At 36.8% G+C, this 25,264-nt stretch carries 24 protein-coding genes; all 24 read left to right on the top strand.

Annotation, left to right across the window (positions count from 1 at the left end; translation table 11 throughout):
- Positions 1-5 precede the first annotated feature (5 nt).
- A complete protein-coding gene (locus TTHE_RS12660) occupies positions 6-1,364 on the top strand; it encodes a PTS fructose transporter subunit IIC (protein WP_013298962.1) in 1,359 nt (452 codons plus the stop codon).
- 107 nt (positions 1,365-1,471) lie between these two features.
- Entirely contained in the window at positions 1,472-1,795 is a 324-nt protein-coding gene (locus TTHE_RS12655; protein ID WP_013298961.1) for a DUF4258 domain-containing protein, read from the top strand.
- On the top strand, positions 1,788-2,021 hold the full coding sequence (locus TTHE_RS12650) for a YgiT-type zinc finger protein (RefSeq protein WP_013298960.1): 234 nt from the start codon (positions 1,788-1,790) through the stop codon (positions 2,019-2,021). Before TTHE_RS12655 ends, TTHE_RS12650 begins: the two co-directional genes overlap by 8 nt.
- A gap of 347 nt (positions 2,022-2,368) precedes the next feature.
- Complete coding sequence (locus TTHE_RS12645; RefSeq protein WP_013298959.1) at positions 2,369-4,117, top strand: ABC transporter ATP-binding protein; 1,749 nt, start codon at positions 2,369-2,371, stop codon at positions 4,115-4,117.
- Positions 4,118-4,153: 36 nt separating this feature from the next.
- Entirely contained in the window at positions 4,154-5,938 is a 1,785-nt protein-coding gene (locus tag TTHE_RS12640) for an ABC transporter ATP-binding protein (protein ID WP_013298958.1), read from the top strand.
- A gap of 293 nt (positions 5,939-6,231) precedes the next feature.
- Positions 6,232-8,145: an FAD-dependent oxidoreductase gene (locus tag TTHE_RS12635; protein WP_013298957.1), complete on the top strand. Its 1,914-nt coding sequence runs from the start codon at positions 6,232-6,234 to the stop codon at positions 8,143-8,145.
- Positions 8,146-8,354: 209 nt separating this feature from the next.
- Positions 8,355-9,785 (top strand): N-acetylmuramoyl-L-alanine amidase, encoded by a 1,431-nt coding sequence (locus tag TTHE_RS12630; RefSeq protein ID WP_013298956.1) that lies wholly within the window; start codon positions 8,355-8,357, stop codon positions 9,783-9,785.
- A 291-nt stretch (positions 9,786-10,076) separates the two neighbouring features.
- Positions 10,077-10,430 carry a response regulator gene (locus TTHE_RS12625; RefSeq protein WP_013298955.1) on the top strand — a complete coding sequence of 118 codons (354 nt, stop codon included), beginning with the start codon at positions 10,077-10,079 and terminating at the stop codon, positions 10,428-10,430.
- A gap of 73 nt (positions 10,431-10,503) precedes the next feature.
- Positions 10,504-11,355: a class II fructose-1,6-bisphosphate aldolase gene (locus TTHE_RS12620; protein WP_013298954.1), complete on the top strand. Its 852-nt coding sequence runs from the start codon at positions 10,504-10,506 to the stop codon at positions 11,353-11,355.
- 67 nt (positions 11,356-11,422) lie between these two features.
- Positions 11,423-12,070, top strand: coding sequence for a fructose-6-phosphate aldolase (fsa, locus tag TTHE_RS12615; protein ID WP_013298953.1), 648 nt, complete (start codon positions 11,423-11,425; stop codon positions 12,068-12,070).
- Between the two features lie 386 nt (positions 12,071-12,456).
- Positions 12,457-14,379, top strand: coding sequence for a transcription termination factor Rho (gene rho, locus TTHE_RS12610; protein WP_013298952.1), 1,923 nt, complete (start codon positions 12,457-12,459; stop codon positions 14,377-14,379).
- Positions 14,380-14,442: 63 nt separating this feature from the next.
- Complete coding sequence (gene rpmE, locus TTHE_RS12605; RefSeq protein WP_013298951.1) at positions 14,443-14,652, top strand: 50S ribosomal protein L31; 210 nt, start codon at positions 14,443-14,445, stop codon at positions 14,650-14,652.
- A gap of 354 nt (positions 14,653-15,006) precedes the next feature.
- Positions 15,007-15,588 carry a thymidine kinase gene (locus TTHE_RS12600; protein WP_013298950.1) on the top strand — a complete coding sequence of 194 codons (582 nt, stop codon included), beginning with the start codon at positions 15,007-15,009 and terminating at the stop codon, positions 15,586-15,588.
- Between the two features lie 30 nt (positions 15,589-15,618).
- Complete coding sequence (locus TTHE_RS12595) at positions 15,619-16,545, top strand: DUF1385 domain-containing protein (protein WP_013298949.1); 927 nt, start codon at positions 15,619-15,621, stop codon at positions 16,543-16,545.
- Positions 16,532-17,365 carry a peptide chain release factor N(5)-glutamine methyltransferase gene (prmC, locus tag TTHE_RS12590; protein WP_013298948.1) on the top strand — a complete coding sequence of 278 codons (834 nt, stop codon included), beginning with the start codon at positions 16,532-16,534 and terminating at the stop codon, positions 17,363-17,365. The genes TTHE_RS12595 and prmC overlap by 14 nt, the downstream gene beginning before the upstream one ends.
- Before the next feature lie 60 nt (positions 17,366-17,425).
- Positions 17,426-18,487: a peptide chain release factor 1 gene (gene prfA / locus TTHE_RS12585; protein WP_013298947.1), complete on the top strand. Its 1,062-nt coding sequence runs from the start codon at positions 17,426-17,428 to the stop codon at positions 18,485-18,487.
- 344 nt (positions 18,488-18,831) lie between these two features.
- The gene (locus tag TTHE_RS12580; protein WP_013298946.1) at positions 18,832-19,551 is read left to right on the top strand and encodes a ZIP family metal transporter; all 720 of its coding nucleotides are present in this window, start codon (positions 18,832-18,834) and stop codon (positions 19,549-19,551) included.
- A gap of 26 nt (positions 19,552-19,577) precedes the next feature.
- A complete protein-coding gene (locus TTHE_RS12575; protein WP_013298945.1) occupies positions 19,578-20,627 on the top strand; it encodes an L-threonylcarbamoyladenylate synthase in 1,050 nt (349 codons plus the stop codon).
- A gap of 16 nt (positions 20,628-20,643) precedes the next feature.
- Complete coding sequence (locus TTHE_RS12570; protein ID WP_013298944.1) at positions 20,644-21,084, top strand: low molecular weight protein arginine phosphatase; 441 nt, start codon at positions 20,644-20,646, stop codon at positions 21,082-21,084.
- A gap of 14 nt (positions 21,085-21,098) precedes the next feature.
- Positions 21,099-21,545, top strand: a complete 447-nt coding sequence (gene rpiB / locus TTHE_RS12565) for a ribose 5-phosphate isomerase B (RefSeq protein ID WP_013298943.1) — start codon at positions 21,099-21,101, stop codon at positions 21,543-21,545.
- Between the two features lie 16 nt (positions 21,546-21,561).
- Positions 21,562-22,194 carry a uracil phosphoribosyltransferase gene (gene upp, locus TTHE_RS12560; protein WP_013298942.1) on the top strand — a complete coding sequence of 211 codons (633 nt, stop codon included), beginning with the start codon at positions 21,562-21,564 and terminating at the stop codon, positions 22,192-22,194.
- Between the two features lie 270 nt (positions 22,195-22,464).
- Positions 22,465-22,908 (top strand): deoxycytidylate deaminase, encoded by a 444-nt coding sequence (locus TTHE_RS12555; RefSeq protein ID WP_013298941.1) that lies wholly within the window; start codon positions 22,465-22,467, stop codon positions 22,906-22,908.
- 71 nt (positions 22,909-22,979) lie between these two features.
- On the top strand, positions 22,980-24,014 hold the full coding sequence (locus TTHE_RS12550) for an MraY family glycosyltransferase (protein WP_013298940.1): 1,035 nt from the start codon (positions 22,980-22,982) through the stop codon (positions 24,012-24,014).
- Positions 24,015-24,032: 18 nt separating this feature from the next.
- Positions 24,033-25,190: a non-hydrolyzing UDP-N-acetylglucosamine 2-epimerase gene (wecB, locus tag TTHE_RS12545; RefSeq protein WP_013298939.1), complete on the top strand. Its 1,158-nt coding sequence runs from the start codon at positions 24,033-24,035 to the stop codon at positions 25,188-25,190.
- The last annotated feature ends 74 nt before the right edge of the window (positions 25,191-25,264 follow it).

Here is a 25,264-nt window from a genome sequence, read left to right as displayed (position 1 = left end):
CTGTGATGAAAAAGATTGTTGCCGTAACTGCATGTCCTACAGGTATTGCCCATACCTATATGGCTGCAGAGAATCTTGAAATGGCAGGAAAAGAGTTAAATGTGGCAATCAAAGTTGAGACACAGGGGTCAATAGGGGCTGAAAATCAACTGACAGAAAACGACATAAGAGAAGCAGATGCAGTAATAATTGCTGCTGCGACAAAAGTTGACAAGTCCCGTTTTGAAGGTAAACCTATACTGGAGGTCCCTGTAGAGGAAGCTATTAAAAATCCTAAGGATCTAATTGAAAGAGCTTTAAAGATGGAAAAGCCAAAAGATTATATTGATAAAGTCGAAAAAATTCATGAAGAGAGGGCCAGCCAAAGGACAGGTGTTTATAAGCACTTGATGACAGGCGTATCCTACATGATTCCATTTGTCGTCGCTGGTGGTATATCAATAGCACTTTCGTTTCTATGGGGCTACAAGGCATTTCAGGTGCAAGGCACTCTGCCTGCAGCGTTGATGCAGATAGGAAGCGGTGCTGCATTTGCACTGATGGTTCCTATTCTTTCAGGCTTTTTGGCATATTCAATAGCAGATAGGCCTGGACTTGTACCAGGTATGGTAGGCGGTATGTTGGCAGTTTCAACTGGTGCAGGATTTTTAGGCGGTATCATATCTGGTTTTCTTGCTGGTTATACAGTGTATTATCTAAAGAAGACTATAAAATTGCCTAAGACGATGGAAGGACTTATGCCAGTACTCATATTGCCTGTTTTGTCGACTCTTATCGTTGGACTTCTTATGATATACGTTGTTGGTACGCCTATGAAGACGATAATGACAGGACTTACAAATTGGCTTAAGGGTATGGGTTCAACAAACGCAGTCATATTCGGTGCACTACTAGGACTGATGATGGCATTTGATATGGGTGGCCCTGTCAATAAGACAGTATATACATTTGCAACAGGTCTTTTAGCATCAAATGTATTTATGCCTATGGCAGCAGTAATGGCAGCTGGTATGACACCACCTTTAGGCTTGGCACTTGCTACAGTCCTTTTTAGAAATAGATTTACACAAGAAGAAAGAGAGGCAGGAAAAGCAGCTTGGGTATTAGGTGCTTCATTTATAACAGAAGGTGCTATCCCATTTGCAGCGGCAGATCCATTTAGAGTAATCCCATCCATCATGGTGGGGTCTGCAGTAACCGGTGCACTTTTGATGCTTTTCCACATTGAACTTAGAGCACCCCACGGCGGGATATTCGTAATACCAATCGCTATATCAAATCCGCTTTTGTACATCGTAGCAATACTTATTGGCATGGTTGTGACAGCCTTGATGATTGGACTACTGAAAAAGAAAATATCGTGATGATGAAAAAATCGCTCCAAAATACGGGGCGATTTTTTTTTAGCGTATAAATTAAAGCATAATTTAGTTGCTTGATATGATATAATTAAATTAAAGGTGATTTATATATGAATGATTTTGATATAAAAATGATCAAGAAGTTGATATTAAAAGGTCAATGGTTATTGAGTGAGCATGCTTTAGATAAACTGCTTGAGAGAAACTTAAGGATTGTTGATGTTTTAACATCTATATTAAATGGTGAAATTTTAGAGGATTATCCTGATGATCCAAGAGGTCATAGTTGCCTTATATTAGGGAAGAAAGATAATAAATATATACATACGGTTTGCGGCTTTCAGAATAAAAGTTTGGTTATAATAACTTCATATATTCCAGAATTACCCAAATGGATTGATGAAAGAACAAGAGGAGGTAAATATCATGAATGACAGGTGTTTTAAGTGTGGTGGGAAATTAGAAAAGAAAGAGACGAGAATAGAAAAATGGGTAAATGATAAGCTTATTGTTATTGAGCATGTGCCGGTATTTGAATGCGTAGAATGTGGTGAAAGGTATTTTGATGCAGATACATCACTAAAACTTGATGAGTACTTTTATGAGAAAAAACCTGTAAAAACAATTGAAGTTCCAGTTTTTGAATATAAAGAAAGCTGATCATTAAGGATTTTTTTTCACAAATTTGTTGCAATTGTTTTGTCCTGAATGGTATAATATCTGTAGTTTCTCTTTGAAAGGAAAGATTGTGATGATTAAGGGTGTTCTTAAATAAGCCATTAGACTGAAAATGGCGTGATAAGTATGGCATTTTATTTTGAAGCCGTAAATTTATGGCAATTTATTGGCTTTGTTTGCTGTACTTTAAATTTAAGAACACAGTCCAACACGATCTTTGCCTTTATACACGATGATTGTATCTATAATTATTGTGTATCAAAGTTTGCGCAAAAGACTGTATAAGACTATGTTCTTGTGCAGTCTTTTAATTTTTAGGGGGGATATTTTTGAGGAGAGTTTTAAAATATGTTTTAAGGTACAAGTGGCACGTTATAATACCAACTATTGCGATGATACTTGCAATTGCTCTTGATATGTTTAATCCATATCTTCAGGAGCTTATAACTGATAAAGTATTTATAGGCGGAAATAAAAGCTTATTATGGCCTATACTGTGGGGATTTATTGCAATTACGGTTTTAAGGGCTGTGCTTGGGTATGTGAAGGAGTATATATTTGATGTACTTTCAGCAAAGATAAGCATAGATATAAAGAAGGACCTTTTCGACCACATACAAAGTCTTCCTTTCAGCTACTTTGACAGTATGAATACAGGGGAGCTTATGTCAAGGATAGGCGAAGACGTTGATAATGTGTGGAGAAGTGTTTCTTTTGGGATACGGATGTTTATTGAAAACATGATATATTTTATAACTGCATCGGTGATACTTTTTCTTATAAACTGGAAGCTTACAGTAGTAAGCCTTTTAGGTATGCCATTTATTGGCTATCTTGCGCTGCAGTTTGAAAAGAAGATCGGCATATCTTACGGCAAGTTAAGCGACCAAGGAGTGCTTATGAATACAGCCGCACAGGAGAATATAGCAGGCGTGAGGCTTGTAAAGGCATTTGCGAGAGAAAAGTACGAGATCATGAAATTTTTAAACCTCAATAATGAAAACTTTGAGCTTAGTATGGAACAAAACAAGATAGTGGCAAAGTATTTTCCACCTATCGATTTTCTCACAAATTTTTCGATTGTGATACTGGTGGTTTTGGGTGGCATACTTGTTGTAAAAAATTCATTGTCTATTGGTGAATTGGTGGCTTTTAGCGGTTATATATACATGCTTATATGGCCCATGAGGATGCTAGGATTTTTGACAAACTTAATAGCTCAAGCTGATGCATCAGCAAAGAAGATAATGAAGATAATGGATGTGGTGCCGTCTATAAGGGACAGCGATGAATCAATAAGGATAAAAAACTTAAAAGGTGATGTGGAGTTTAGAAACGTATCATTTAAATATAATGATGAATTGGTTTTAAAGAATATTAATTTTAAAGTTGATGCAGGAAAGACGGTTGCTATAATGGGTACTACTGGCTCCGGTAAGTCATCGCTGGTAAATCTCATCGGCAGATATTATGATGTATCGGAGGGTGCTGTCTATATCGATGGATACGATGTTAGAGATATAAACCTTCATGATTTGAGAAGCCAGATGGCTGTCGTACAGCAGGATACATTTCTGTTTTCAGAAAGCATTGAAGAAAACGTAAGGTTTGGAAAGGAAAATGCTACGTTTGAAGAAGTGAAAGAAGCATTAAGGCTCGCCTGTGCAGATGATTTTGTAGAGGAGTTTGATGACAAGTATGACACGATAATCGGTGAAAGGGGCATAGGCTTATCTGGTGGACAGAAGCAGAGGATATCAATTGCAAGAGCCCTTATAAGGGATGCAAAGATACTGATATTGGACGATGCAACGTCTGCACTGGATATGGATACAGAGTTTAGGCTTTTAAAGAATTTAAGCGAAAGGCGGAAGAATGCTACAACATTTATCATTGCTCATAGAATATCGGCGGTTAAGAATGCAGACATGATACTTTATATGGAGGATGGGCGCATCGTTGAGAAAGGAACCCATGAGGAGCTTCTTAAGAAGAGAGGAAGATACTACGAAATTTACTTAGAACAGTTTAAGAATTTCAGCGATGTTGAATACAGTGAGACTGATGTGTGCAACTAAATGATAATTGTATGATTTTGCAAGGGAGGGATAAAAATGGCGAGAAATATGGTAAAGCAGGATGAAGATTTGAGGCGCATGTCAAACTTTGTGATATTAAAGAGACTCTTTAAGTACCTCAAGAAACATAAATTTAGAGTATTTCTTGTAATAATGCTTTTGATTTTTGAGATGATTGTAAGTCTTATAAATCCAGTTCTTATGAAGACGGCCATTGACAAAAATATAAGGAATGGCGATATTAAGGGACTTCTTATAATCGGGCTTTTGATGGTATCGCTAAATTTCATGGCTATGATGGCATCGAAAGTTAGAATAGTGAAGATGGCATCTGTAACAAATGATATACTGGTGACGATAAGGCATGAACTTTATAGCCACATACAAAAACTTTCATTTTCATTTTTTGATTCTAGGCCTGTAGGTAAAATCTTGGCAAGGGTTATTGGGGATGTAAATTCACTGCAGGATCTTTTTAACAACAGCGTTACAAACTTTATTCCACAGATTTTGACAGTTGTGTGCGTAGGAGCTATGATGTTTTATTTAAACCATAAATTAGCACTGGCATCTATGACACTGCTTCCACTGCTTGTGATTGGGCTTTTTTCTATAGAGACTTTATCGAGAAGAAGGTGGCAAAATTTTAGGAGAAAGCGATCCACATTTAACGCCTACACTCACGAAGATTTTTCTGGCATAAAAGTCGTCCAGGAATTTGCAAATGAGGATAAGACATCATATATATTTTTCGAGCTTGTAAAAGACATGATGGGAAGTTTTGTCCATGCCGTGAAGTTAAACGATCTGTTTTGGCCGATGGTAGATGCATCTTACGGTCTTGGTGCGGTTATACTGTACTATTTCAGTGCAAAGCTTATTGGAAGTGGACTTACGATAGGGACAATAATTGCATTTACAATGTATATAGGCATGTTTTGGAGACCTATACTTGATATAAGCAATTTCTACAACAGCTTGGTCATGTCTTTTGCGTCTGCTGAAAGAATATTTGAGATTATGGACATTGAGCCGGATATAGTGGATATAAAAAATGCGATAAAGATGCCCAAGATAAAAGGAGCAGTGGAATTTAAAAATGTTACATTCAGCTATGACGATGGAAACGTAGTTTTAGACAATGTCAGTTTTAAAGTAAATCCAGGAGAGATTGTGGCACTTGTAGGTCCTACGGGGGCAGGCAAGACGACGATTGTCAATTTAATCAGTCGTTTTTACGACCCTTCCAAGGGGGCTGTCTTAATAGATGGCAAAGACATAAAACACGTAGAGCTAGAGTCACTAAGAAGTCAGATGGGCATCATGCTGCAAGATACATTTTTGTTTTCAGCTACAATAAAGGAAAATATCAGGTACGGAAAGCTCGATGCTACAGATGAAGATATAATAGCAGCAGCAAAAGCGGTAAATGCGCATGACTTCATCATGAAGATGGAAAAGGGTTATGATACAGAAGTAAATGAGAGAGGATCACGGCTTTCTGTGGGACAGAGGCAGCTAATATCATTTGCAAGAGCACTTTTGGCAAATCCCCGCATATTGATACTTGATGAAGCTACGTCTAATATCGATACCCAAACAGAAAGGCTTGTTCAAAGAGGTATAAAAAGGCTCCTTACAGGTAGGACATCTTTTGTCATAGCTCACAGGCTTTCTACTATAAGAGATGCCGATAGGATAATGGTGGTAGATGGAGGCAGAATTGTAGAGGTAGGGACGCACGATGAGCTTATGAATCTTAGAGGCCTTTATTACGATCTTTACATGTCCCAGTACAGATTTTTAAGCGAAGGTGCTTAGATAAGAAATATTAAATAATGTGCTTATATATTGAGCAATTCAATGAGAATTAATGGTAATTTATTAAGTATTCTCATTGAATTGTCTATAAGACAATGATACATGGTGGAGTGGTCGAAAAGTTATTCTTTGGGATGTACCCTGCAAACAAGGCAGCAGGACTAAAGCCAATTGAAGCTTTGCATTATGAGTAAATGATGCATTTGAACACGTATTTTCATAAAAAATGTATATTCAAAATCAACATAATCATGATATAATCAACATATGAGTAATATGTTGAGGTGATGATTTTGCAAAAAAAATATTTAAAAACTACAATACTCATTTTCATAGTATCAGCATTAATAATTACAGTAATAGGCGGCTACTTTTACGTAGAAAAGCACAAAAAAACACCGCAAAATGCCACAGCTAAAGTAATTGAAAAAAAGCAAAACCTTCCTAAGCCAATTAAGCTTAATCTGCCTGATGATGGCAATCAATATGATGTGATAGTCGTAGGAGCAGAACCGGAAGGTGTAGCTGCTGCAAGGTCTGCAGCTAAAAATGATGCTAAAGTTTTAATAATTGATAAGCACAATGGTCCCGGTGGCCTTATGACGTACGGCATGTTAAACACAATTGATATGAGCAAGGGCCCCAATGGAATATTGCTTACTCAAGGTACATTTAAAGAATTTTTTAAAGGCATAGGCTCAAAAAACTCTTTTGATGTAAACAAGGCAAAAGAAGTATTTTTAAAGCTTTTAAGTTTGCCAAATATAACACAGTCTTACAATACAGTATTTGAGAAACCCATAATGGATGGAAAAAAGATAATAGGCATAACCGCACTAAAAGATGGAAAACAAGTAAATTTCTATGGGGAAAGGATAATCGACGCAACACAGGATGCTGACGTTGCAGCCTCAGCAGGTGTTCCATACACAGTTGGAGCTGAAGACATGGGTGTAAAAGGCAAAGTACAGGCATCAACACTTGTATTCAGATTAAAAGGATTAGATTGGGACAACCTTATAAAAATAATAAAGTACGAGAAGAAGATACCAGCGACGTATATAAACGACACATCAGCAAATGGATTTTTATCAATTACGAAAAAGTACAAGCCATCTACACAGATGTTGAGGCTAAGAGGATTAAACCTAGGAAAGCAAGATGACGGCACAGTATTAGTAAATGCCCTTTTGATATACGGCGTAGACGGACTTAATAAAGAGTCAATCGACAATGGAACACAATTAGCAAAGAAAGAACTTCCACGAATAGTCGAATTTTTTAGAGCAAATATTCCGGGCTTTGAAAAAGCAGAGCTTGATGGCACAGCAGATGAACTTTATATAAGAGAAACAAGGCATATAAAAGGATATTACACACTGGACATAAACGATGTTGTATTTAATAGAGATTTCTATGATAGAATTGCAATAGGCTCATATCCTGTAGATGTACAAGCCACATCGCCAGAGGACACAGGCTTTGTATATGGAAAACCAGTAGAATATGCAGTGCCTTTTAGGTGCATAGTACCACAGAATGTAGACAACCTCTTGGTAGTTGGACGGTCAGCATCCTACAGCCATCTAGCAGCAGGATCAGCCAGGACAATACCGATAGGGATGGCAGAAGGAGATGCTGCAGGTGTAGCATCTGCATATTCAATAGCCAAGAATAAATCATTTGCTGACATAATAGGAAGCGAAGAAGATATAAAGAATATACAATCTATTTTAGTAAATCAGGGAGCATACCTTACGCCGTTTAAAGTAGAAGAAAGTGTAGAGAAAAGCTGGGCTTTTGACGGACTAAAATTTGTCCTCCACTGGGGACTTATAGTACCTGGTTACACAAATGACTACAAACTTGATGAAAACATAAAAAGCATATCATTTTACTATATGACATCAAACATGATTAAAAGGTCAATACCAGATAAATCACAGCTTATAGATGATAACTATCAATATTTGCAAAAATACATTGTAGACAAGTCGCTTACAAAGGAAGAAGCCGCAGACATACTTTTGACATATGCAGGATACAGAAATGAGGCAAATGGCAATAGTGGAGACCTTTTTAAAATGGCTTATGAAAAAGGGCTTGTATCTAAAGAAGCATATATAGATGTTTTGAAAAGTGGAAATGTTAAATGGCAGGATGCCTATGACATGACACTGTCATTATATAATTACATTAATAAATAAGCTGCTAGAAAAATACCTGGAGACAGGTATTTTTTTTGTAATATGATGTAAAAAAATGTCTATTAAGGATGAGCCAAAAGCTTAAAAATGAAGCTTGTCATGAGAAGTTAATAAATTGTAATGTTTTTGTAACTTGTCTGTAATAAAATTAAGCTATCATGTAAATATGTTTATAAATAATAAAATTTGTGATGAAAGGGGGTAGAGAATTGAGGAAAGCCGTTGCAATTCTATCTATTTTGCTTTTTATTTTAGCACTTCATGCTACTTCTTATGCGTACAGCGGAAATATCGTTGTAGATGGCAAAGTAGTAAATTACAATGTACCAGATATCACTATAACTATCGATGGGAATAAATTTGATACAGGTAATAATCCACCGCTTATATTGGATGGAAATACAATTGTGCCATTAAGATCAATTGGGCAGGGATTAGGTGCCAGCGTTAACTGGGATGGATCGACCCAGACTATAACTGTTACGAAAGGGAAAGTTTTCAAATTTTTTATAGGGAAAAATTATGCGACTGTAGATGGCAATAAGGTTCAGCTTCCAGCACCTGCAAGGCTTATAAACAATAATACATCTTATGTTCCTATGCGATTTTTATTTGAAAGCTTAGGCTATGATGTAAAGTGGATAGGAGATAAATACCTTATACAAGTTACATCAAAGGTGACGGTTCCTCCCACATCCAGTAATGTCAATATTACGGATTTCAGTTCTTCTTATGCAAATGGCAAGTACACAATAACTGTAAAAGCAGATGGTCCATTGACGTACAAGCAGGGTACGATAAATGATAGCTCTGGTGTAAGACTCTATTTTGACTTTAGCAATGCTATAAATGCAGTTACTAATAAGCAGATCTCCATAAATCAAGGTGGACTTAATATGGCTTATATTGGACAGAACCAGCTTCAGCCAGCTATCACAAGGCTTGTTGTAAGCATGACTACCAGTCTGCCATATACAATTACGCAATCACAAGATAAAAAAGAATTTGATATATCATTTAACATTGGGAATAATAGTTCCAGCTCTAATAACGGACCTTTAATCTATATTGATCCCGGTCATGGAGGTTCTGATCCAGGAGCTATTGGTGTTGGCGGGATACATGAAGCAAACATAGCTCTTGCTATTGGATTAAAGTTAAAGACGCTTTTAGACAATGGCGGATTTCGGACGATGATATCTAGGACTACTGATACGTACGTAGGACTTTATGATAGGCCAGATCAAGCGAATAATGCAGGTGCAGATGCATTTGTAAGTATTCACTGCGATGCCTTTGATTCACCATCTGCAAACGGAACGACAGTCCTCTACTACCCGAATGGATATAATGGCGATACGAGAGATGAAAAGACATTTGCGCAAATCATACACGATAATTTGATGAAAGAAATAAATACCACAGATAGAGGTTTATCTGAAAGACCTAAATTGGTAGTTTTAAATCAGACTAAGATGGTAGCAGTTTTGGTAGAAACAGGATTTGTCACAAGCCCTACAGACGCTCAGCTTTTGACAGATGATAATTTTCAATGGAAAATTGCGCAGGGCATTTACAATGGCTTAGTTCAATATTTTACGGAGCTCAAGAATGGAACTATTAAGTCGACTATTTCATAATGACACATATTGACAAATAAAATAAAAATAATGTTTAAGCGTATTTATAAAACAAGGACGAAATTAATATCAATAATATTAATATCGCCCTTGTTTTATTTTTAAACCTTTTTCAAAAAAATATTATGTTTTACTACGCATAATTGTGTAATTTTTTTCAAATAAAAAAAGGAATATTTAGATTTATGTAGAATATATATATTTGTGTATGTAATCAAGGGGAAAGCGTTTGAATGAATTGCTAGTTTTATTGCCCTTAGAAGTTAGTAATGAGGGAGGGCTTGTGTAAAATTGGGGAGGATCTTGATTGTAGATGACAACAAAGGTGTGTGTTCACTGCTGAAAGAAATTTTTACAATGGAAGGCCACTATGCTAAGACATGCAATGAAATCGAAAAAGTCCATGAGAAACTGGAAAATTTTCAGCCGGATTTAAGCATTTTTGACATACATATTGGTAAGTGCGATGTTTTGGAATTTACAAAAAGCCTAAAGCGGTTGTATCCACAGATGGAAATCATTTTCATGTCAGCGGATGACCCTGAAGAGTGTTTTAAAGGACAAAAGTTCATTAAAAAGCCTTTTGACATTTTTAAAATCAGGGAGTATATAAATAAAATTTTAGGTGACAAATTGGCAGTGTAAAGGTACCTCATGGTACCTTTTTTTCTTGATTTATGTACGCTATTTGGTTAAAATATATTAAGGAGGTGTTATGATGTTAGTAACAGGTATAGAATTATTAAAAAAGGCCAATGAAGAAGGCTACGCAGTTGGTGCTTTTAATACTAACAATCTTGAGATAACCCAAGCCATTGTCGAGGCTGCAGAAGAGATGAAATCTCCTGCCATAATTCAGGTTAGTGAAGGCGGTTTAAAATATGCTGGCATTGAGACAATTTCTGCAATCGTAAGAACACTGGCAACTAAAGCATCAGTTCCCATCGCATTGCATTTAGATCATGGTACAGATTTTAATAACGTCATGAAGTGCTTGAGAAATGGCTGGACTTCAGTTATGATGGACGCATCTAAGTTACCCCTTGAGAAAAACATTGAAGTGACGAAAAACGTTGTAACTATTGCACACGGCATGGGTGTATCTGTAGAGGCAGAGATAGGCAAAATTGGCGGTACAGAAGACAACGTAACTGTTGATGAAAGAGAAGCTGCTATGACGGATCCTGATGAAGCGTACAAATTTGCGAAAGAGACAGGTGTTGACTACCTTGCTATATCTATAGGTACTGCTCATGGTCCTTACAAAGGTGAGCCTAAACTTGATTTTGATAGACTTAAAAAGATAAAAGAGATGCTTAAGATGCCTATCGTACTTCACGGTGCATCGGGAGTTCCTGAAGCTGACATAAGAAAGGCCGTAAGTTTAGGCGTAAATAAAATCAACATAGATACTGACATAAGACAAGCTTTTGCTGCAAGATTAAGAGAACTTTTAAAAGAAGATGAAGAAGTCTACGATCCAAGAAAGATTTTAGGTCCATGCAAAGAGGCAATGAAAGAAGTTGTAAAGAGTAAGATGAGGATGTTTGGCTCAGAAGGAAGAGCTTAAGTTTTAGATAAAGTAGGGACTCTTTTTGCCCCTATGGGATGAATATGTGATGAAGGAGATGTGCAATATGAAGTTTTTCATAGACACTGCCAATGTTGATGAGATAAGAGAAGCAAATGAGCTTGGGGTTATATGCGGTGTTACAACTAATCCTTCCCTTATAGCGAAAGAAGGTAGAGACTTCATAGAAGTTGTGAAAGAGATCACAACAATTGTGGATGGTCCTATAAGCGCAGAGGTTGTATCGGAAGATCATGACGGAATGGTAAAAGAAGCTTTAGAGCTTGCCAAAATACACAAGAATATCGTAATAAAGATACCTATGACAGCAGAAGGTCTAAAGGCTGTTAAGATACTTACAGAAAAAGGCGTAAAGACAAATGTCACACTTATATTCTCAGCAACGCAGGCACTTTTAGCAGCTCGAGCAGGTGCTACATACGTCAGCCCGTTTGTTGGAAGACTTGACGACATCTCAACTGATGGTTTGCAACTTGTATCAGATATAGTGCAAATTTTTGATATATATGGAATTGAAACAGAGGTAATCGCTGCAAGCATAAGGCACCCAATGCATGTTTTAGAAGCAGCAAAAGTTGGAGCACATATCGCAACAGTTCCATATAAAGTAATCATGCAGATGATTAAACATCCATTGACAGACATAGGTATTGAGAGATTCTTAAAGGATTGGGAGACAGTTCCAAAGAAATAAAGCAGGGTCAGGGGATTTTTCCTCTGACTTTTTTTATCTGAATTAAATCTCATCATTTATAAAAATACTTTTATAAAATTTAAGAAAAAAATCTACAACTGTTGAATAATTTTATAAAGTATGACGATAATATAAGTGAGATGTTAAAAAATTATTAAAATTGCACTATATTACTTGACTTTTTAAATATGTATAATAAAATATAAATAGTGTGTAACGTTTGAATGGCTCAGGAATACATCATTAACATTTACAAATATTAAAACCGTGTATTCTAAGACCAATCTTAAACAAATTCTTTTTATTAAAAATATTGGTTTATAAATTTTTTAATAAAATCCCATTTTAAAATATAAATAATTATTGCATTCAGGAGGTGCCTTTTTTTGGATTTTAATGATTTAGAAGGGAAATCCCTTGCAGAGCTTAGGGAAATAGCAAAAAGATACGGGATTAAAAGCATTACTAAGTACAGAAAGCAGGAGTTAAAGGAGCTCATAGTAGAAAAGTCAAAACAGATTGAGCTTGACGAAAAAATTGATAAAGAAAATGAAGCCAAAGATTTACATTTAGATGAAACGTCTGATGAAAAACATCAAGACGAGAAAGACGAATCATCAAATTTAGAAGTTGCTGACAAAAAAATTGAGCCAGAAGTATCAGATAATGAAAGTGATGAAAATATTGAAGAAAATGTGATGAGTGGTACTGAGGCGAAAAGTGATAATACCTCAGAAGAAGAAAGCAAAGACGCTCCAGAAGATACAAATGAAGCGAATGAAAAAAGTGATTTAGAAGAAAAAAAAGAAGAGAAAAAAACTCTAGGGAAGATTAGCATACCTGTTGAAGAACTGGAAAAGTCGGATGCAGATTATGAAGAGCTTAGAAGAAAGCTAAGGATGCGTCTTAGAAGTAAAGAAAATATTACAGAAACTGTTCAGGAAGCGAAAAAGGACATTGATGAGGCTTTAAAAGTTAAGCATGAAAATGAAGCCGTTGAAGATGAAGAAAATGTGGCTGAAGATTTAGGAGGAGAAGACGTACAAGAGGAAAAAGAGGCTCTAGATAAAGAAAAAGGGGTTGAAGATAAAGAAAAAGAGACAAAGAAAGGCCACAGCATATTTATTAAAGAAGGCCTTCCTCTTATAAGCGATGTATCTGAGCCTTTAAAAGAACTCATAGAGACACAGGGAGACGTCGTCGCAGAAGGCGTACTTGATATAATGCCTGATGGATATGGATTTTTAAGAGTTGAAAATTTTATACAGGGCAATAAAGATATTTATATATCACAATCACAGATTAGGCGTTTTGGGCTTAAAGTCGGTGATAAAGTAAAAGGAATTACAAGGATTCCAAGAGAAGGGGAAAAATATTCTGCAATTCTATATGTGGAGTCGATAAATGGCGAGAGTCCAGATCTTGCAAAGAAGAGGATTCCGTTCGACGAGCTTACACCTATTTTCCCGGACGAAAAATTAAAACTTGAAACGATTCCAACAGAACTTGCCATGAGGCTTGTGGATATTATTGCGCCTATCGGCAAAGGCCAAAGAGGAATGATAGTGGCTCCGCCAAAGGCCGGAAAGACAACCTTATTAAAGAAAATAGCCAATAGCATATCTATAAATCATCCCGAAGTTCACTTGATCGTTCTTCTGATTGATGAAAGACCAGAAGAAGTTACAGATATGAAAAGGTCAATTAAAGGCGAAGTTGTTTACTCTACTTTTGATGAACTTCCAGAGCATCATACAAAAGTGGCTGAGATGGTATTGGAATATGCAAAAAGACTTGTAGAATACGGTAAAGATGTTGTGATTCTTATGGACAGTATAACAAGGCTTGCAAGAGCTTATAACCTGGTTACACCACCATCTGGCAGGACTTTATCTGGTGGCCTTGATCCATCAGCACTTCATCCACCTAAGAGATTTTTTGGCGCTGCAAGAAATATAGAAGAAGGTGGGAGCTTGACTATTCTTGCAACTGCACTTATTGAAACAGGAAGCCGCATGGATGATGTCATATTTGAAGAGTTTAAAGGGACAGGTAATATGGAGCTTCATCTTGATAGAAAATTACAGGAAAGGCGTATATTCCCTGCAATTGATATATACAAATCCGGTACAAGAAAAGAAGAGCTGCTACTTTCACAGAAAGAGCTGGAAGCTATGTGGATGATTAGAAAGGCAATGAGCAGCATAGCACCTAATGAAGTGACTGAAGTATTAATCGATAGACTTATGAGGACAAGGACAAATGCTGAGTTTATAGAGGCCATAAGATCTCAACTTTATAAATCTTGATATTATAAATTATGTATGTTATAATCATTTAAGTGCAATTTCGGTTTGAAAGAGGTGAAGGCGATGAAAGAGGGAATACATCCAACTTATTATCATGATGCAGTTGTAAGATGCGCATGTGGCAATACTTTTGTGACAGGCTCTACAAAGAAAGAACTTAGAGTTGAAATATGCTCAAAATGTCATCCACTATTTACTGGACAGCAAAAGTTAGTTGATACAGGTGGAAGAGTGGAAAGATTTAAGAGAAAATATAACATTGATGCAAAATAATAAACTGGTTAGAGTTGTTGCTCTAACCTTTTATTGTATGGAACGTGGGGAAACACTAAAATTCTAAATTAAATTCATAATATGAAAAATTTATCAACGCTCACAAATTTCGTTTTCTATATATCAGCGATTCATTTCGCTTGTTTGGCTAACGCCGTCTATGCGCTGTGACGGCTTTCGCTTTCGCTCATACGCCAAACTGCGCTACATTCATCGTGATATATTACGAAAGCTCCATTAATCGTTCGCTTATGATAAATTTTTCATGATAACTTTCCATAATAGTTTTTTATAATATCTTTCCATGATAAGCTTTTTGTTGTTTTAAACTATTTGTCTAAGAGGTGGATTTTGATGATTTACGGTCCTAAAGACCATGGATACATAGAGGTTATTACAGGCCCAATGTTCAGCGGAAAAAGCGAAGAACTGATTCGAAGGATAAAAAGAGCTAAGATTGCTAAACAAAAAGTCCAAGTCTTTAAACCTGCCATAGATGACAGGTATTCCATAGATAAAGTTGTTTCACATAATGGCGATAATATGCATGCTATAGCCATAGTAAAGGCATCTGAAATACTAACTTATGCGGAAGAAGATACGGATGTATTTGCGATAGATGAAGTTCAATTTTTAGATTACGAAATAGTTGACATTGTAAAGGAAATAGCAGACAGCGGCAAGAGGGTAATCTGTGCCGGACTTGATATGGATTTTCGCGGCGAGCCTTTTGGACCAACACCAGAATTAATGGCTATTGCAGAATTTGTTGACAAGCTTACCGCAATATGCATGAAGTGTGGCAATCCGGCTACCCGCACTCAGAGGCTTATAAATGGGAAACCGGCAAATTACGATGATCCCATAATAATGGTTGGAGCGAAGGAATCATACGAAGCAAGGTGCAGGAAGTGTCATGAAGTTCCTCGTACGTAGTATAATTTATTGCTTATAGGAGGTGTAGCGATGAAAAAAACTGATATAGGCGGTCAAGCAGTAATAGAAGGTGTGATGATGAGAGGTCATAACAGCATTGCGACGGCTGTGAGATGTGGAAATGACATAATTGTAAAAAAAGACATGGTAAAGCCTTTGACAAGAAAATACAAGATTTTATCTGTACCGTTTATAAGAGGTACGGTGGCACTTATAGATTCTTTAATTATAGGAATCAAAACCTTAACTTACTCTGCAGAATTAGTAGAAGGTGAAAGTGAAGAAGAGCCAACTAAGTTTGAACTTTTTTTAAAAAAGGTTTTTGGCGATAAACTTGATGACGTAATCATGTATTTTTCTGTGGCTTTATCGCTAGCCATATCTGTAATCATATTTTTTATTGGTCCAACATATGTTGCAGGATTTTTAAAGAGATATACTGAAAATACGTTTTTGATAAATTTATTCGAAGGTGTATTGAGAGTTGCCATATTTATTGCATATCTTGTACTTATATCCCACATGGAAGACATAAGAAGAGTTTTTGAATACCACGGTGCAGAGCACAAGACAATACATTGTTTTGAGCATGAAGAGGAACTTACTGTCGAAAATGCCAGAAAGTATACGACACTTCATCCCAGATGTGGCACTAACTTTTTGTTTATAGTTATGATAGTTTCAATTATTGTATTTTCATTTTTAAAGTGGCCTACACTTTATATAAGGATAATATCTAGAATACTTTTACTACCTGCTGTTGCTGGTATATCATATGAAGTTATAAAGGTAGCAGGACACAGTGACAACAAAATTATTGCAGCATTAGTATATCCTGGTTTACTTCTCCAGAAACTCACGACGAAAGAGCCAGATGACAGCCAGTTGGAGGTTGCAATTGCATCTTTAAAAAGCGTCCTTGAAGATGAAGGAGGAAAGGCATTTGAAGATATTTGATGCTGTAAATTTTGGCACAAAATATTTAAAAGGCTCTATAGCAGAACCCCGCATAGAGTCAGAAGCTCTTTTATCGTTTACATTAGGAGCAAGTAAGGAATATTTACTGATAAACAGGGATAAGGAATTAACAGATGATAGTTTTAATAAGTACATGGAAGTTTTAGATTTGAGAAAAAGTGGCATGCCGTATCAGTATATAGTGGGGGAAAAGCACTTTATGGGGCTTATATTTAATGTAAGCCCTTCAGTTTTGATACCGCGAAATGATACGGAAATACTTGTTGAGGAAGTCTTAAAGAGACTTAAAAGTGGAGACACTGTTTTAGACATAGGGACAGGAAGTGGCGCCATTGCAGTAAGCATAGCAAAGTACAAAGATGTAAAAGTCTATGCCGTAGATATCAGCGATGGGGCTTTAGAAGTTGCAAAAGAAAATGCTGATATAAATGGTGTATCTGATAAAGTTATCTTTATAAAAAGCGATTTATTTTCTTCAATACCAGATGGTATAAGGTTTGATTTAATTGTATCAAATCCACCTTATATAAGAAGTAATGAAATAAATGAATTGCAGGAGGAAGTAAAAAGGGAACCTAAAATTGCCCTTGATGGAGGCGAAGATGGGCTTACCTTTTACAGAAGGATTGTGAAAGATTCAGTAAATTATATAAAATTTGGTGGCATTATAGCATTTGAAGTGGGATTTGATCAAGCATGGGATGTTAAAGATATTCTCGTTGATGGTGGTTATTCCGATATTGAAGTGGTGAAGGACTTGCAGGGAATCGATAGGGTAGTTTTGGGAAAGCGATTGTGATTGTTTTGATACTTTTAAAAATTAAATTAATATGGTATAATCAGCATTTGAGGTGAGATGATGATAGATAAACTTAAAACAATTGAAGATAGATACGTAGAGCTTAGCCGTAAACTCAGCGATCCTGAGTCAATGAAGGATATGGATGAATGGAAAAAGATGGCGAAAGAGCATGCCAGTCTTGAGGAGATTGTGCAAAAATATCGTGAGTATAAAAAAGTCTTGGATGATATAAAATCTACAAAAGAGATAATTGAGCTTGATGATGATCTTAAAGATATGGCTCAGGAAGAGCTTAAAAGCCTTGAAGAGAGAGAAAATAAGTTGTTAAATGAGATAAAGCTTTTACTGCTTCCTAAAGATCCTAATGATGAGAAAGACGTTATAATGGAAATAAGGGCAGGAGCTGGTGGCGAAGAAGCAGCACTTTTTGCGTATGATCTTTTTAGAATGTACACAATGTACGCTGAGAAAAAGCATTGGAAGTACGAGATAATGAGTTCAAATGCTACAGAGCTTGGAGGATTTAAAGAAGTAATATTAAATATTGCAGGAAAAGGTGCATATAGCAGGCTTAAATTTGAAAGTGGTGTTCATCGCGTACAGAGGATTCCTACCACAGAAGCAGGTGGAAGGATTCACACATCAACGGCTACTGTCGCAGTGCTGCCGGAAGTAGAAGATGTAGATATCGAGATAAATCCTAATGACATAAAGATAGATGTATTTAGGTCCGGAGGTCATGGCGGTCAAAGTGTCAATACTACTGACTCTGCAGTAAGGCTTACCCACATTCCAACAGGTATTGTCATATCATGTCAGGATGAAAGGTCACAGCTTCAAAACAGGGAAAGGGCAATGAAGATACTCAGGGCTAAGCTTTATGAGATGGCACGGGAAGAAAAAGAAAAAGAAATTTCTATGACGAGAAAGCTGCAGGTAGGCACAGGCGATAGAAGCGAAAGAATCAGAACGTATAATTTCCCTCAAGGCAGAGTTACAGACCACAGAATTGGACTTACTCTTTATAAATTGCAGATGGTACTTGACGGCGATTTAGATGAGATAATTGATGCACTTTTGGCTGAGGACCAAGCTGAAAGACTTGAAAGCATGCAGTAAGGCTTGTATATCAGGCCTTTTTATTTTTCTGATTTTCAACTTTAAATTGAAATATTTTTATGTGAAATGAATAACAAATAATACAATCTTGCTATTTAGATAACTTATATATTTTTTTAAATTATTAAACATTTTTAACTTGACCCATATTTGGTTTCTCATTTATAATAATAAAAACACTTTATTAATTCACATTATGAAATTATGAATATTGCCCCCCAGCTGTCCTCATTGAGGACGCTATTCTACCCGGATGGACCTCCTACCATTCGGGTAGATTTTATTTTGCCTTATATCATATTAAATTAAATTGTTGAATAAATTTTAAGAGATGAGGTGATATTGTGAGTAATTTTCATATTGTGTTGATGGGTTTTTTTATCGGCATAATAGGTACAGGCGCTGGGGGTGCAATTACATATCTTTATAGAAAGCCTACAAATAGATTTTTAAGTACGATACTGGGCTTCGCAGGTGGGATTATGCTATCTGTGGTAACTTTTGATTTGCTTCCACATGCATTTGAAATCGCTGGGCTAAATGTAGGTATGCTGGGACTTATAGCGGGAGTGTTGATTGTTGTATTTTTCGAAGATATCCTGCCGGAGAAGGGCAAGAGAAATAATTATTTAAAAGAAGGAATAATCATGGGTTTTGCCATAGCCATACACAATTTTCCTGAAGGGCTAGCTGTTGGTTCAGGATTCATGTCATCAAGCTCATTTGGATTAAGTATTGCACTGGTTATTGCCTTACATGACATACCTGAAGGGATTGCTATGTCTACACCTTTATCTATTGGAGGTGTTACGCCTTTTAAAAATATGCTTTATGCTATTTTAGCCGGTATACCGACAGGCTTGGGCACTATTGCAGGCGTTTACATGGGAGAAGTGTCTCCTTTTTTTATAGCGCTTAATTTAGGAATAGCAGGAGGAGCTATGCTTTATGTTACATGCGGCGAAATGATACCTGAATCGCGAGATTTATATAGAGGAAGGATTTCTGTTTTTGGAATGATTGCCGGAATCATTAGTGGTATAATAATTACTAGAGTTTTATGATAATGTAGATTGAGAGGTAGTGACAAATGACAAAGATAGTAAAGCTTGATAGGGAAAATCCTGATATAGGATTGATAGACGAAGCTGCAAATATACTTATAAGTGGAGGTCTTGTGGCTTTTCCTACAGAGACGGTTTACGGCATTGGAGCAAATTCGCTGAATCCAGATGCAGTTGCAAAAATTTTTATCGCCAAAGGAAGACCGCAAGACAATCCACTTATTTTGCATATTGCAGAGTTTCAGGACCTTTTTAAATATGCAAAAAATGTACCTGATAATGCTTTAAAGATGATGGAGTTATTCTGGCCAGGGCCCCTTACTATGATATTTGAGAAATCTGATATCGTTCCGCCAATAAATACTGCTGGGATGGATACCGTAGCAATAAGAATGCCATCAAATACTATAGCACATACTCTAATAAAAAGGGCTGGCATACCAGTATCGGCTCCAAGCGCCAATCTGTCTGGAAAACCAAGCCCAACTGATGCTTCACATGTTATAAATGACCTTTATGGTAGTGTTGATATGATAATAGATGGTGGAAGCTGCGATGTTGGTGTGGAGTCTACTGTTGTAGATATGACGGGAGAGATTCCAATCATATTAAGGCCAGGTGGAATAACGAAAGAGATGATAATGAATGCCATAGGTTCTGTTGAGGTGGACCCCATAGTATATAAAAAACCTGCAAAAGATCTAAGGCCAAAAGCTCCTGGCATGAAGTATAAACACTATTCTCCTGATGCGGAGGTTTTCATAGTCAAGGGAAATCTAGGGGATGTTATAAAAAAAATACAAGAGTTGACAGAATTTCAATTGAATAATGGTAAAAAAGTTGGTATAATGGCAACAGAGCAAACATGCGAAAAATATCGAAATGGGGTAGTTTTGGTAGTTGGAGACAGAGAAAGACCTGAGACTATAGCGAAAAATCTGTTTAACTGCCTAAGGGAATTCGACAAAAAAGGTGTTGACATAGTATACGCCGAGGGATTTGACTATAGTGGAATTGGACTTGCCATAATGAACAGGCTTGAAAAAGCTGCAGGATATAAGGAAATCATTGCATAAGGAGCAAATAGTTAATATGAAGGTATTATTTGTCTGTACTGGAAATACGTGTAGAAGCAGCATGGCGGAAGGAATATTCAACCACATTGCTAAAGAAAAAGGCACAGAACATGTAGCAGAGTCTGCAGGAATTATGACTTATGATGGATTGCCTGCTACAGATGAAGCAATCCAGGTTTTAAAAGAGGAATACAATATAGACATATCAAATCACAAATCTCGCAGCATCAAAAGAGAATATTTGGAAAATGCTGATTTTGTGTTTGCTATGACTGACATGCAGAGAGAATCTCTTATTACAAAGTATCCTGAATTTGCAGACAAGATTTTTACGTTAAACGAATTTGCAGATCTTAAAGGTGACATAGATGACCCATTTGGCCGCGGAAAAGATGTATACAAGAAAACGGCTGAAGAAATATATACATCTATCATGCGCATAATTGAAAAATTGTAGAAAGGAGCATTTTAATGATTGCAATAGGTTCTGATCACGGTGGATATGAGCTTAAAGAAGCTATTAAGAAGCACTTAGATGAGAAAGGAATTGAATACAAAGATTTTGGCACATTTAGCGAGGAATCAGTAGATTATCCTGACTTTGCATTAAAAGTAGCGGAGGCAGTAGCCAGTGGTCAGTTTGAAAAAGGTATACTTCTTTGTGGAACTGGTGTAGGCATTTCAATTGCTGCCAATAAGGTACCAGGAATCAGGGCAGCTAACGTATCTGATGCATTTTCAGCAAGGTACTCAAAAGAGCACAATAATGCAAATGTGCTATGCATGGGGGGAAGAGTTGTAGGACCAGGTCTTGCAGCCATTTTGGTTGATGAATGGCTTAATGCGGAATTTCAAGGTGGAAGACATCAGAAAAGACTTGATAAGATTACAGAAATTGAAAAAAAGTATTCAAAATAACATAGGAGGTAAGTAAATGTATAAAAATGTTTATGTTCTAGATCACCCACTTATACAGCACAAAATCAGCTTGATAAGAGATGAGAATACTGGCTCAAAAGAGTTCAGAGAGCTTGTGGAAGAGATATCTATGCTTATGGCATATGAAGTAACAAGAGATCTTCCGCTTGAAGAGATAGAAGTAAAGACTCCTATTGCTGTGGCGAAGACTAAAGTCATCGCTGGTAAAAAGCTAGGTATAGTGCCTATCTTAAGGGCTGGACTTGGAATGGTAGATGGTATGATGAAGCTTATACCAGCAGCAAAGGTAGGACATATAGGCCTTTACAGGGATCCTGAGACATTGAAACCTGTAGAATACTATTGCAAACTGCCATCAGATATAAATGAGAGAGATTTAATAGTTGTTGATCCTATGCTTGCAACAGGCGGTTCTGCATGTGCTGCTATACACTTTTTGAAAGAGAGAGGCGCACAAAGCATAAAACTTGTTAATCTGATTGCAGCACCAGAAGGAATAGAAGCAGTTCACAAGGATCATCCCGATATACCTATTTATGTTGCTTGCATCGACGAAAAGTTAAATGAGCACGGTTATATAGTACCGGGCCTTGGCGACGCAGGGGACAGGCTTTTCGGAACGAAGTAACTTGATTGATACAATGGTTGGGACAGTTATAATTAAGTGTTTGATACAATACCAAAAGCGAACATATTAATTTAAATCGTCAGTATGCCCAACGAAAAATGTGAAATGCAGCGTAGCTGATTTAGGACAAATCAGCAGCCGCCAACGTCATGGATGACGCATTGGCGGCGTTAGCGCAATGAACATTTTGAGTTGACGGCATAATAGATTTAAATTTTGTGTGAGCGTTGGTATTGCAAAATATTAAATGAAATTTGAGAGGAATAAAAGATGAGACCGTCGTGGGATGAGTATTTTATGATGGTGGTGGATGTCGTAAAGACCCGTTCTACCTGCTTGAGAAGGCAGGTAGGTGCCGTCATCGTCAAGGACAAGCATATCATATCGACAGGATACAATGGTGCACCTACTGGCCTTAAACACTGTGAAGAAGTTGGCTGCATGAGAGAAAACCTAAACATACCATCAGGTGAAAGACATGAGCTGTGCAGGGGGACCCACGCTGAGCAAAATGCCATAATACAGGCAGCATTAAATGGTGTCAGCACTAAAGATGCTACAATTTATGTAAGTGCAAGTCCTTGCTCTATGTGTGCTAAGATGATTATAAATGCAGGAATAAAAAGGGTAGTTTATGAAGGGGATTACCCTGATAAGCTATCTTTTGAGTATTTTAAAGAAGCCACTATTGAAGTAGTAAAAATAGATAGATAAGATGTAGTTGACAATAAGGTCGATTGTGGCATATTATATAAGTATGTATAAACATTCAGGGGAGTGTTAAAATGGGAATATACATCTTGTCGTTTGTTGTGGCTTTTGTGGTTGCACTTATAGCTACACCGGCGGCAAAGAAATTGGCTTACAAAATTGGAGCCATTGATATACCAAAGGATAAAAGGCGTGTTCATAAGAAGCCAGTACCACTTATCGGTGGATTAGCCATTTACCTTGGCACTATTCTTAGCATACTTTTATTTCTGCCAAAATCTCAGACTAATTTTGGAATAATTGCAGGAAGTACAATTATAGTTGTACTTGGAATATTTGACGATAAATTTGAATTAAAGGCGAAAGTAAAACTTTTGGGACAGCTTTTGGCATCATTGGTGGTCGTTTTAAGCGGTGTTAAGATTGAATGGTTAACGAATCCATTTGGAGATGGAATGATAAATATAGGGGTTTTTGCAATACCCCTAAGTATATTCTGGATAGTAGGCATTACGAATGCTATGAATCTTATTGACGGGCTTGATGGACTTGCTGCAGGAATTGCATCAATATCGTCTGGTTCCCTATTTGTAGTATCACTGTTAAACGGTAGGTACGAAACAGCGGTTATTACTGCTGCTGTAACAGGTGCTGCACTGGGATTCTTACCGTACAATTTTAATCCTGCAAAGATATTTATGGGCGATACAGGTGCCATGTTTTTAGGCTTTATTTTATCGGCAGTATCTATTGAGGGCGCTGTCAAATCTGCTGCAGCAATAGCTATTGCTGTGCCGATTTTGGCTTTAGGAGTTCCTGTATTTGATACTACATTTGCGATAATAAGGCGTATAGCAAATAAAAAGCCTATCATGGAGGCAGATAAAGGACATCTGCACCACAGGCTTTTAGCATTGGGTCTTACACAAAAACAAGCTGTTTTTGTCATGTATGGTGTAAGTCTATTCTTAGGGCTAAGCGCAATACTCATATCTTTTACCAATGGCGCAAAAGGCTATATAATATTGATTATCGCCATTTTAGCAGTTTTATGGGGAGCAGATAAAATGGGATTGTATGGACATAAGGCGAAAAATATGAATGTGTAAATATAAGGAGCTGAAGACATGCTAAAAGTTATGCCGATTTTCGGTACAAGACCAGAAGCAATAAAAATGGCACCACTTGTAAAAGAGTTGGAAAGTGCCAGCGATATAGAAACGGTAGTTTGTGTTACAGCTCAGCACCGGGACATGCTGGATCAGGTGCTGAGGCTTTTTAATATTAATCCTAAGTACGACCTTGACGTAATGAAGAAAAATCAATCACTGTCCGCTATAACGTCATCTGTCTTAAAAGGACTTGACGAAGTTTTAGAAAAGGAGAAACCTGATTTAATTCTTGTACATGGAGATACAACTACAACTTTTGTTTCTGCTTTGTCGGCTTTTTACAAGAAGATAAAGGTAGGCCATGTAGAGGCTGGATTAAGGTCTTACGATAAATGGTTCCCATATCCTGAGGAGATCAATAGAAAGTTGACAGGCGTCCTGGCGGATTTGCACTTTGCACCAACACAGACGGCAAAGGACAATTTATTAAGAGAAGGTGTATGTGATAAAGACATTTTTGTAACCGGGAATACAGTCATAGATGCCATGAAATACACTGTTAAAGATAATTATGTATTTCGCGATGATAGATTAAACAATATAGACTATGAAAATAAAAGGGTAATTGTTGTAACGGCACATAGGAGAGAGAACTGGGGTGAACCTATAGAGAATATATGCAATGCATTAAGAAAGATCGCCATAAACATTAAAGATACGTATATAATATATCCAGTTCACAAAAATCCCATCGTAAGGGATGCTGTTTTTAGTATTCTTGATGATATTGAAAATGTATTGCTGCTGGATCCAATTGACACAGATGAAATGCACAACCTTTTAAAAAGATGTTACATGGTTATGACAGATTCAGGCGGTCTTCAGGAAGAAGTGCCATCACTAGGGAAACCTGTCTTGGTTTTAAGGGATGTGACAGAAAGGCCTGAAGCAGTTAAAGCAGGTACTGTAAAGATAATAGGTACAGATTTTGATAGAGTGTACAGTGAAGCAAAACTTCTACTTACAGATAAAAATGAATACGATAGGATGGCGAATGCAGTAAATCCATATGGAGATGGCAATGCATCAAGGCGTATAGTGACCGCTATAAAATATGTATTCGGTATGATAAATGAAAGACCGGATGAATTTAAGACAATAGGACGATCCTAAATTAAGGACAGTCCTATTTTCATGTATAAAAAATTTAAAATAGTCAATAATTATAATAGGTTGGGCGGAAGATA

Source organism: Thermoanaerobacterium thermosaccharolyticum DSM 571, from assembly GCF_000145615.1.
GTDB classification, from domain to species: Bacteria; Bacillota; Thermoanaerobacteria; order Thermoanaerobacterales; family Thermoanaerobacteraceae; genus Thermoanaerobacterium; species Thermoanaerobacterium thermosaccharolyticum.
The sequence above is the reverse complement of the archived record's forward strand: the minus strand, read 5'-3'. Positions and strand labels throughout refer to the sequence as shown.

Excerpts from the sequence above, each read along its gene's own strand:
- TTHE_RS12660 (WP_013298962.1), top strand. The coding sequence starts at position 6 with ATGAAAAAGATTGTTGCCGTAACTGCATGTCCTACAGGTATTGCCCAT.
- TTHE_RS12655 (WP_013298961.1), top strand. The coding sequence starts at position 1,472 with ATGAATGATTTTGATATAAAAATGATCAAGAAGTTGATATTAAAAGGT.
- TTHE_RS12650 (WP_013298960.1), top strand. The coding sequence starts at position 1,788 with ATGAATGACAGGTGTTTTAAGTGTGGTGGGAAATTAGAAAAGAAAGAG.
- TTHE_RS12640 (WP_013298958.1), top strand. The coding sequence starts at position 4,154 with ATGGCGAGAAATATGGTAAAGCAGGATGAAGATTTGAGGCGCATGTCA.
- TTHE_RS12620 (WP_013298954.1), top strand. The coding sequence starts at position 10,504 with ATGTTAGTAACAGGTATAGAATTATTAAAAAAGGCCAATGAAGAAGGC.
- fsa (WP_013298953.1), top strand. The coding sequence starts at position 11,423 with ATGAAGTTTTTCATAGACACTGCCAATGTTGATGAGATAAGAGAAGCA.
- rpmE (WP_013298951.1), top strand. The coding sequence starts at position 14,443 with ATGAAAGAGGGAATACATCCAACTTATTATCATGATGCAGTTGTAAGA.
- TTHE_RS12600 (WP_013298950.1), top strand. The coding sequence starts at position 15,007 with ATGATTTACGGTCCTAAAGACCATGGATACATAGAGGTTATTACAGGC.
- TTHE_RS12595 (WP_013298949.1), top strand. The coding sequence starts at position 15,619 with ATGAAAAAAACTGATATAGGCGGTCAAGCAGTAATAGAAGGTGTGATG.
- prfA (WP_013298947.1), top strand. The coding sequence starts at position 17,426 with ATGATAGATAAACTTAAAACAATTGAAGATAGATACGTAGAGCTTAGC.
- TTHE_RS12575 (WP_013298945.1), top strand. The coding sequence starts at position 19,578 with ATGACAAAGATAGTAAAGCTTGATAGGGAAAATCCTGATATAGGATTG.
- TTHE_RS12570 (WP_013298944.1), top strand. The coding sequence starts at position 20,644 with ATGAAGGTATTATTTGTCTGTACTGGAAATACGTGTAGAAGCAGCATG.
- rpiB (WP_013298943.1), top strand. The coding sequence starts at position 21,099 with ATGATTGCAATAGGTTCTGATCACGGTGGATATGAGCTTAAAGAAGCT.
- upp (WP_013298942.1), top strand. The coding sequence starts at position 21,562 with ATGTATAAAAATGTTTATGTTCTAGATCACCCACTTATACAGCACAAA.
- TTHE_RS12555 (WP_013298941.1), top strand. The coding sequence starts at position 22,465 with ATGAGACCGTCGTGGGATGAGTATTTTATGATGGTGGTGGATGTCGTA.
- TTHE_RS12550 (WP_013298940.1), top strand. The coding sequence starts at position 22,980 with ATGGGAATATACATCTTGTCGTTTGTTGTGGCTTTTGTGGTTGCACTT.
- wecB (WP_013298939.1), top strand. The coding sequence starts at position 24,033 with ATGCTAAAAGTTATGCCGATTTTCGGTACAAGACCAGAAGCAATAAAA.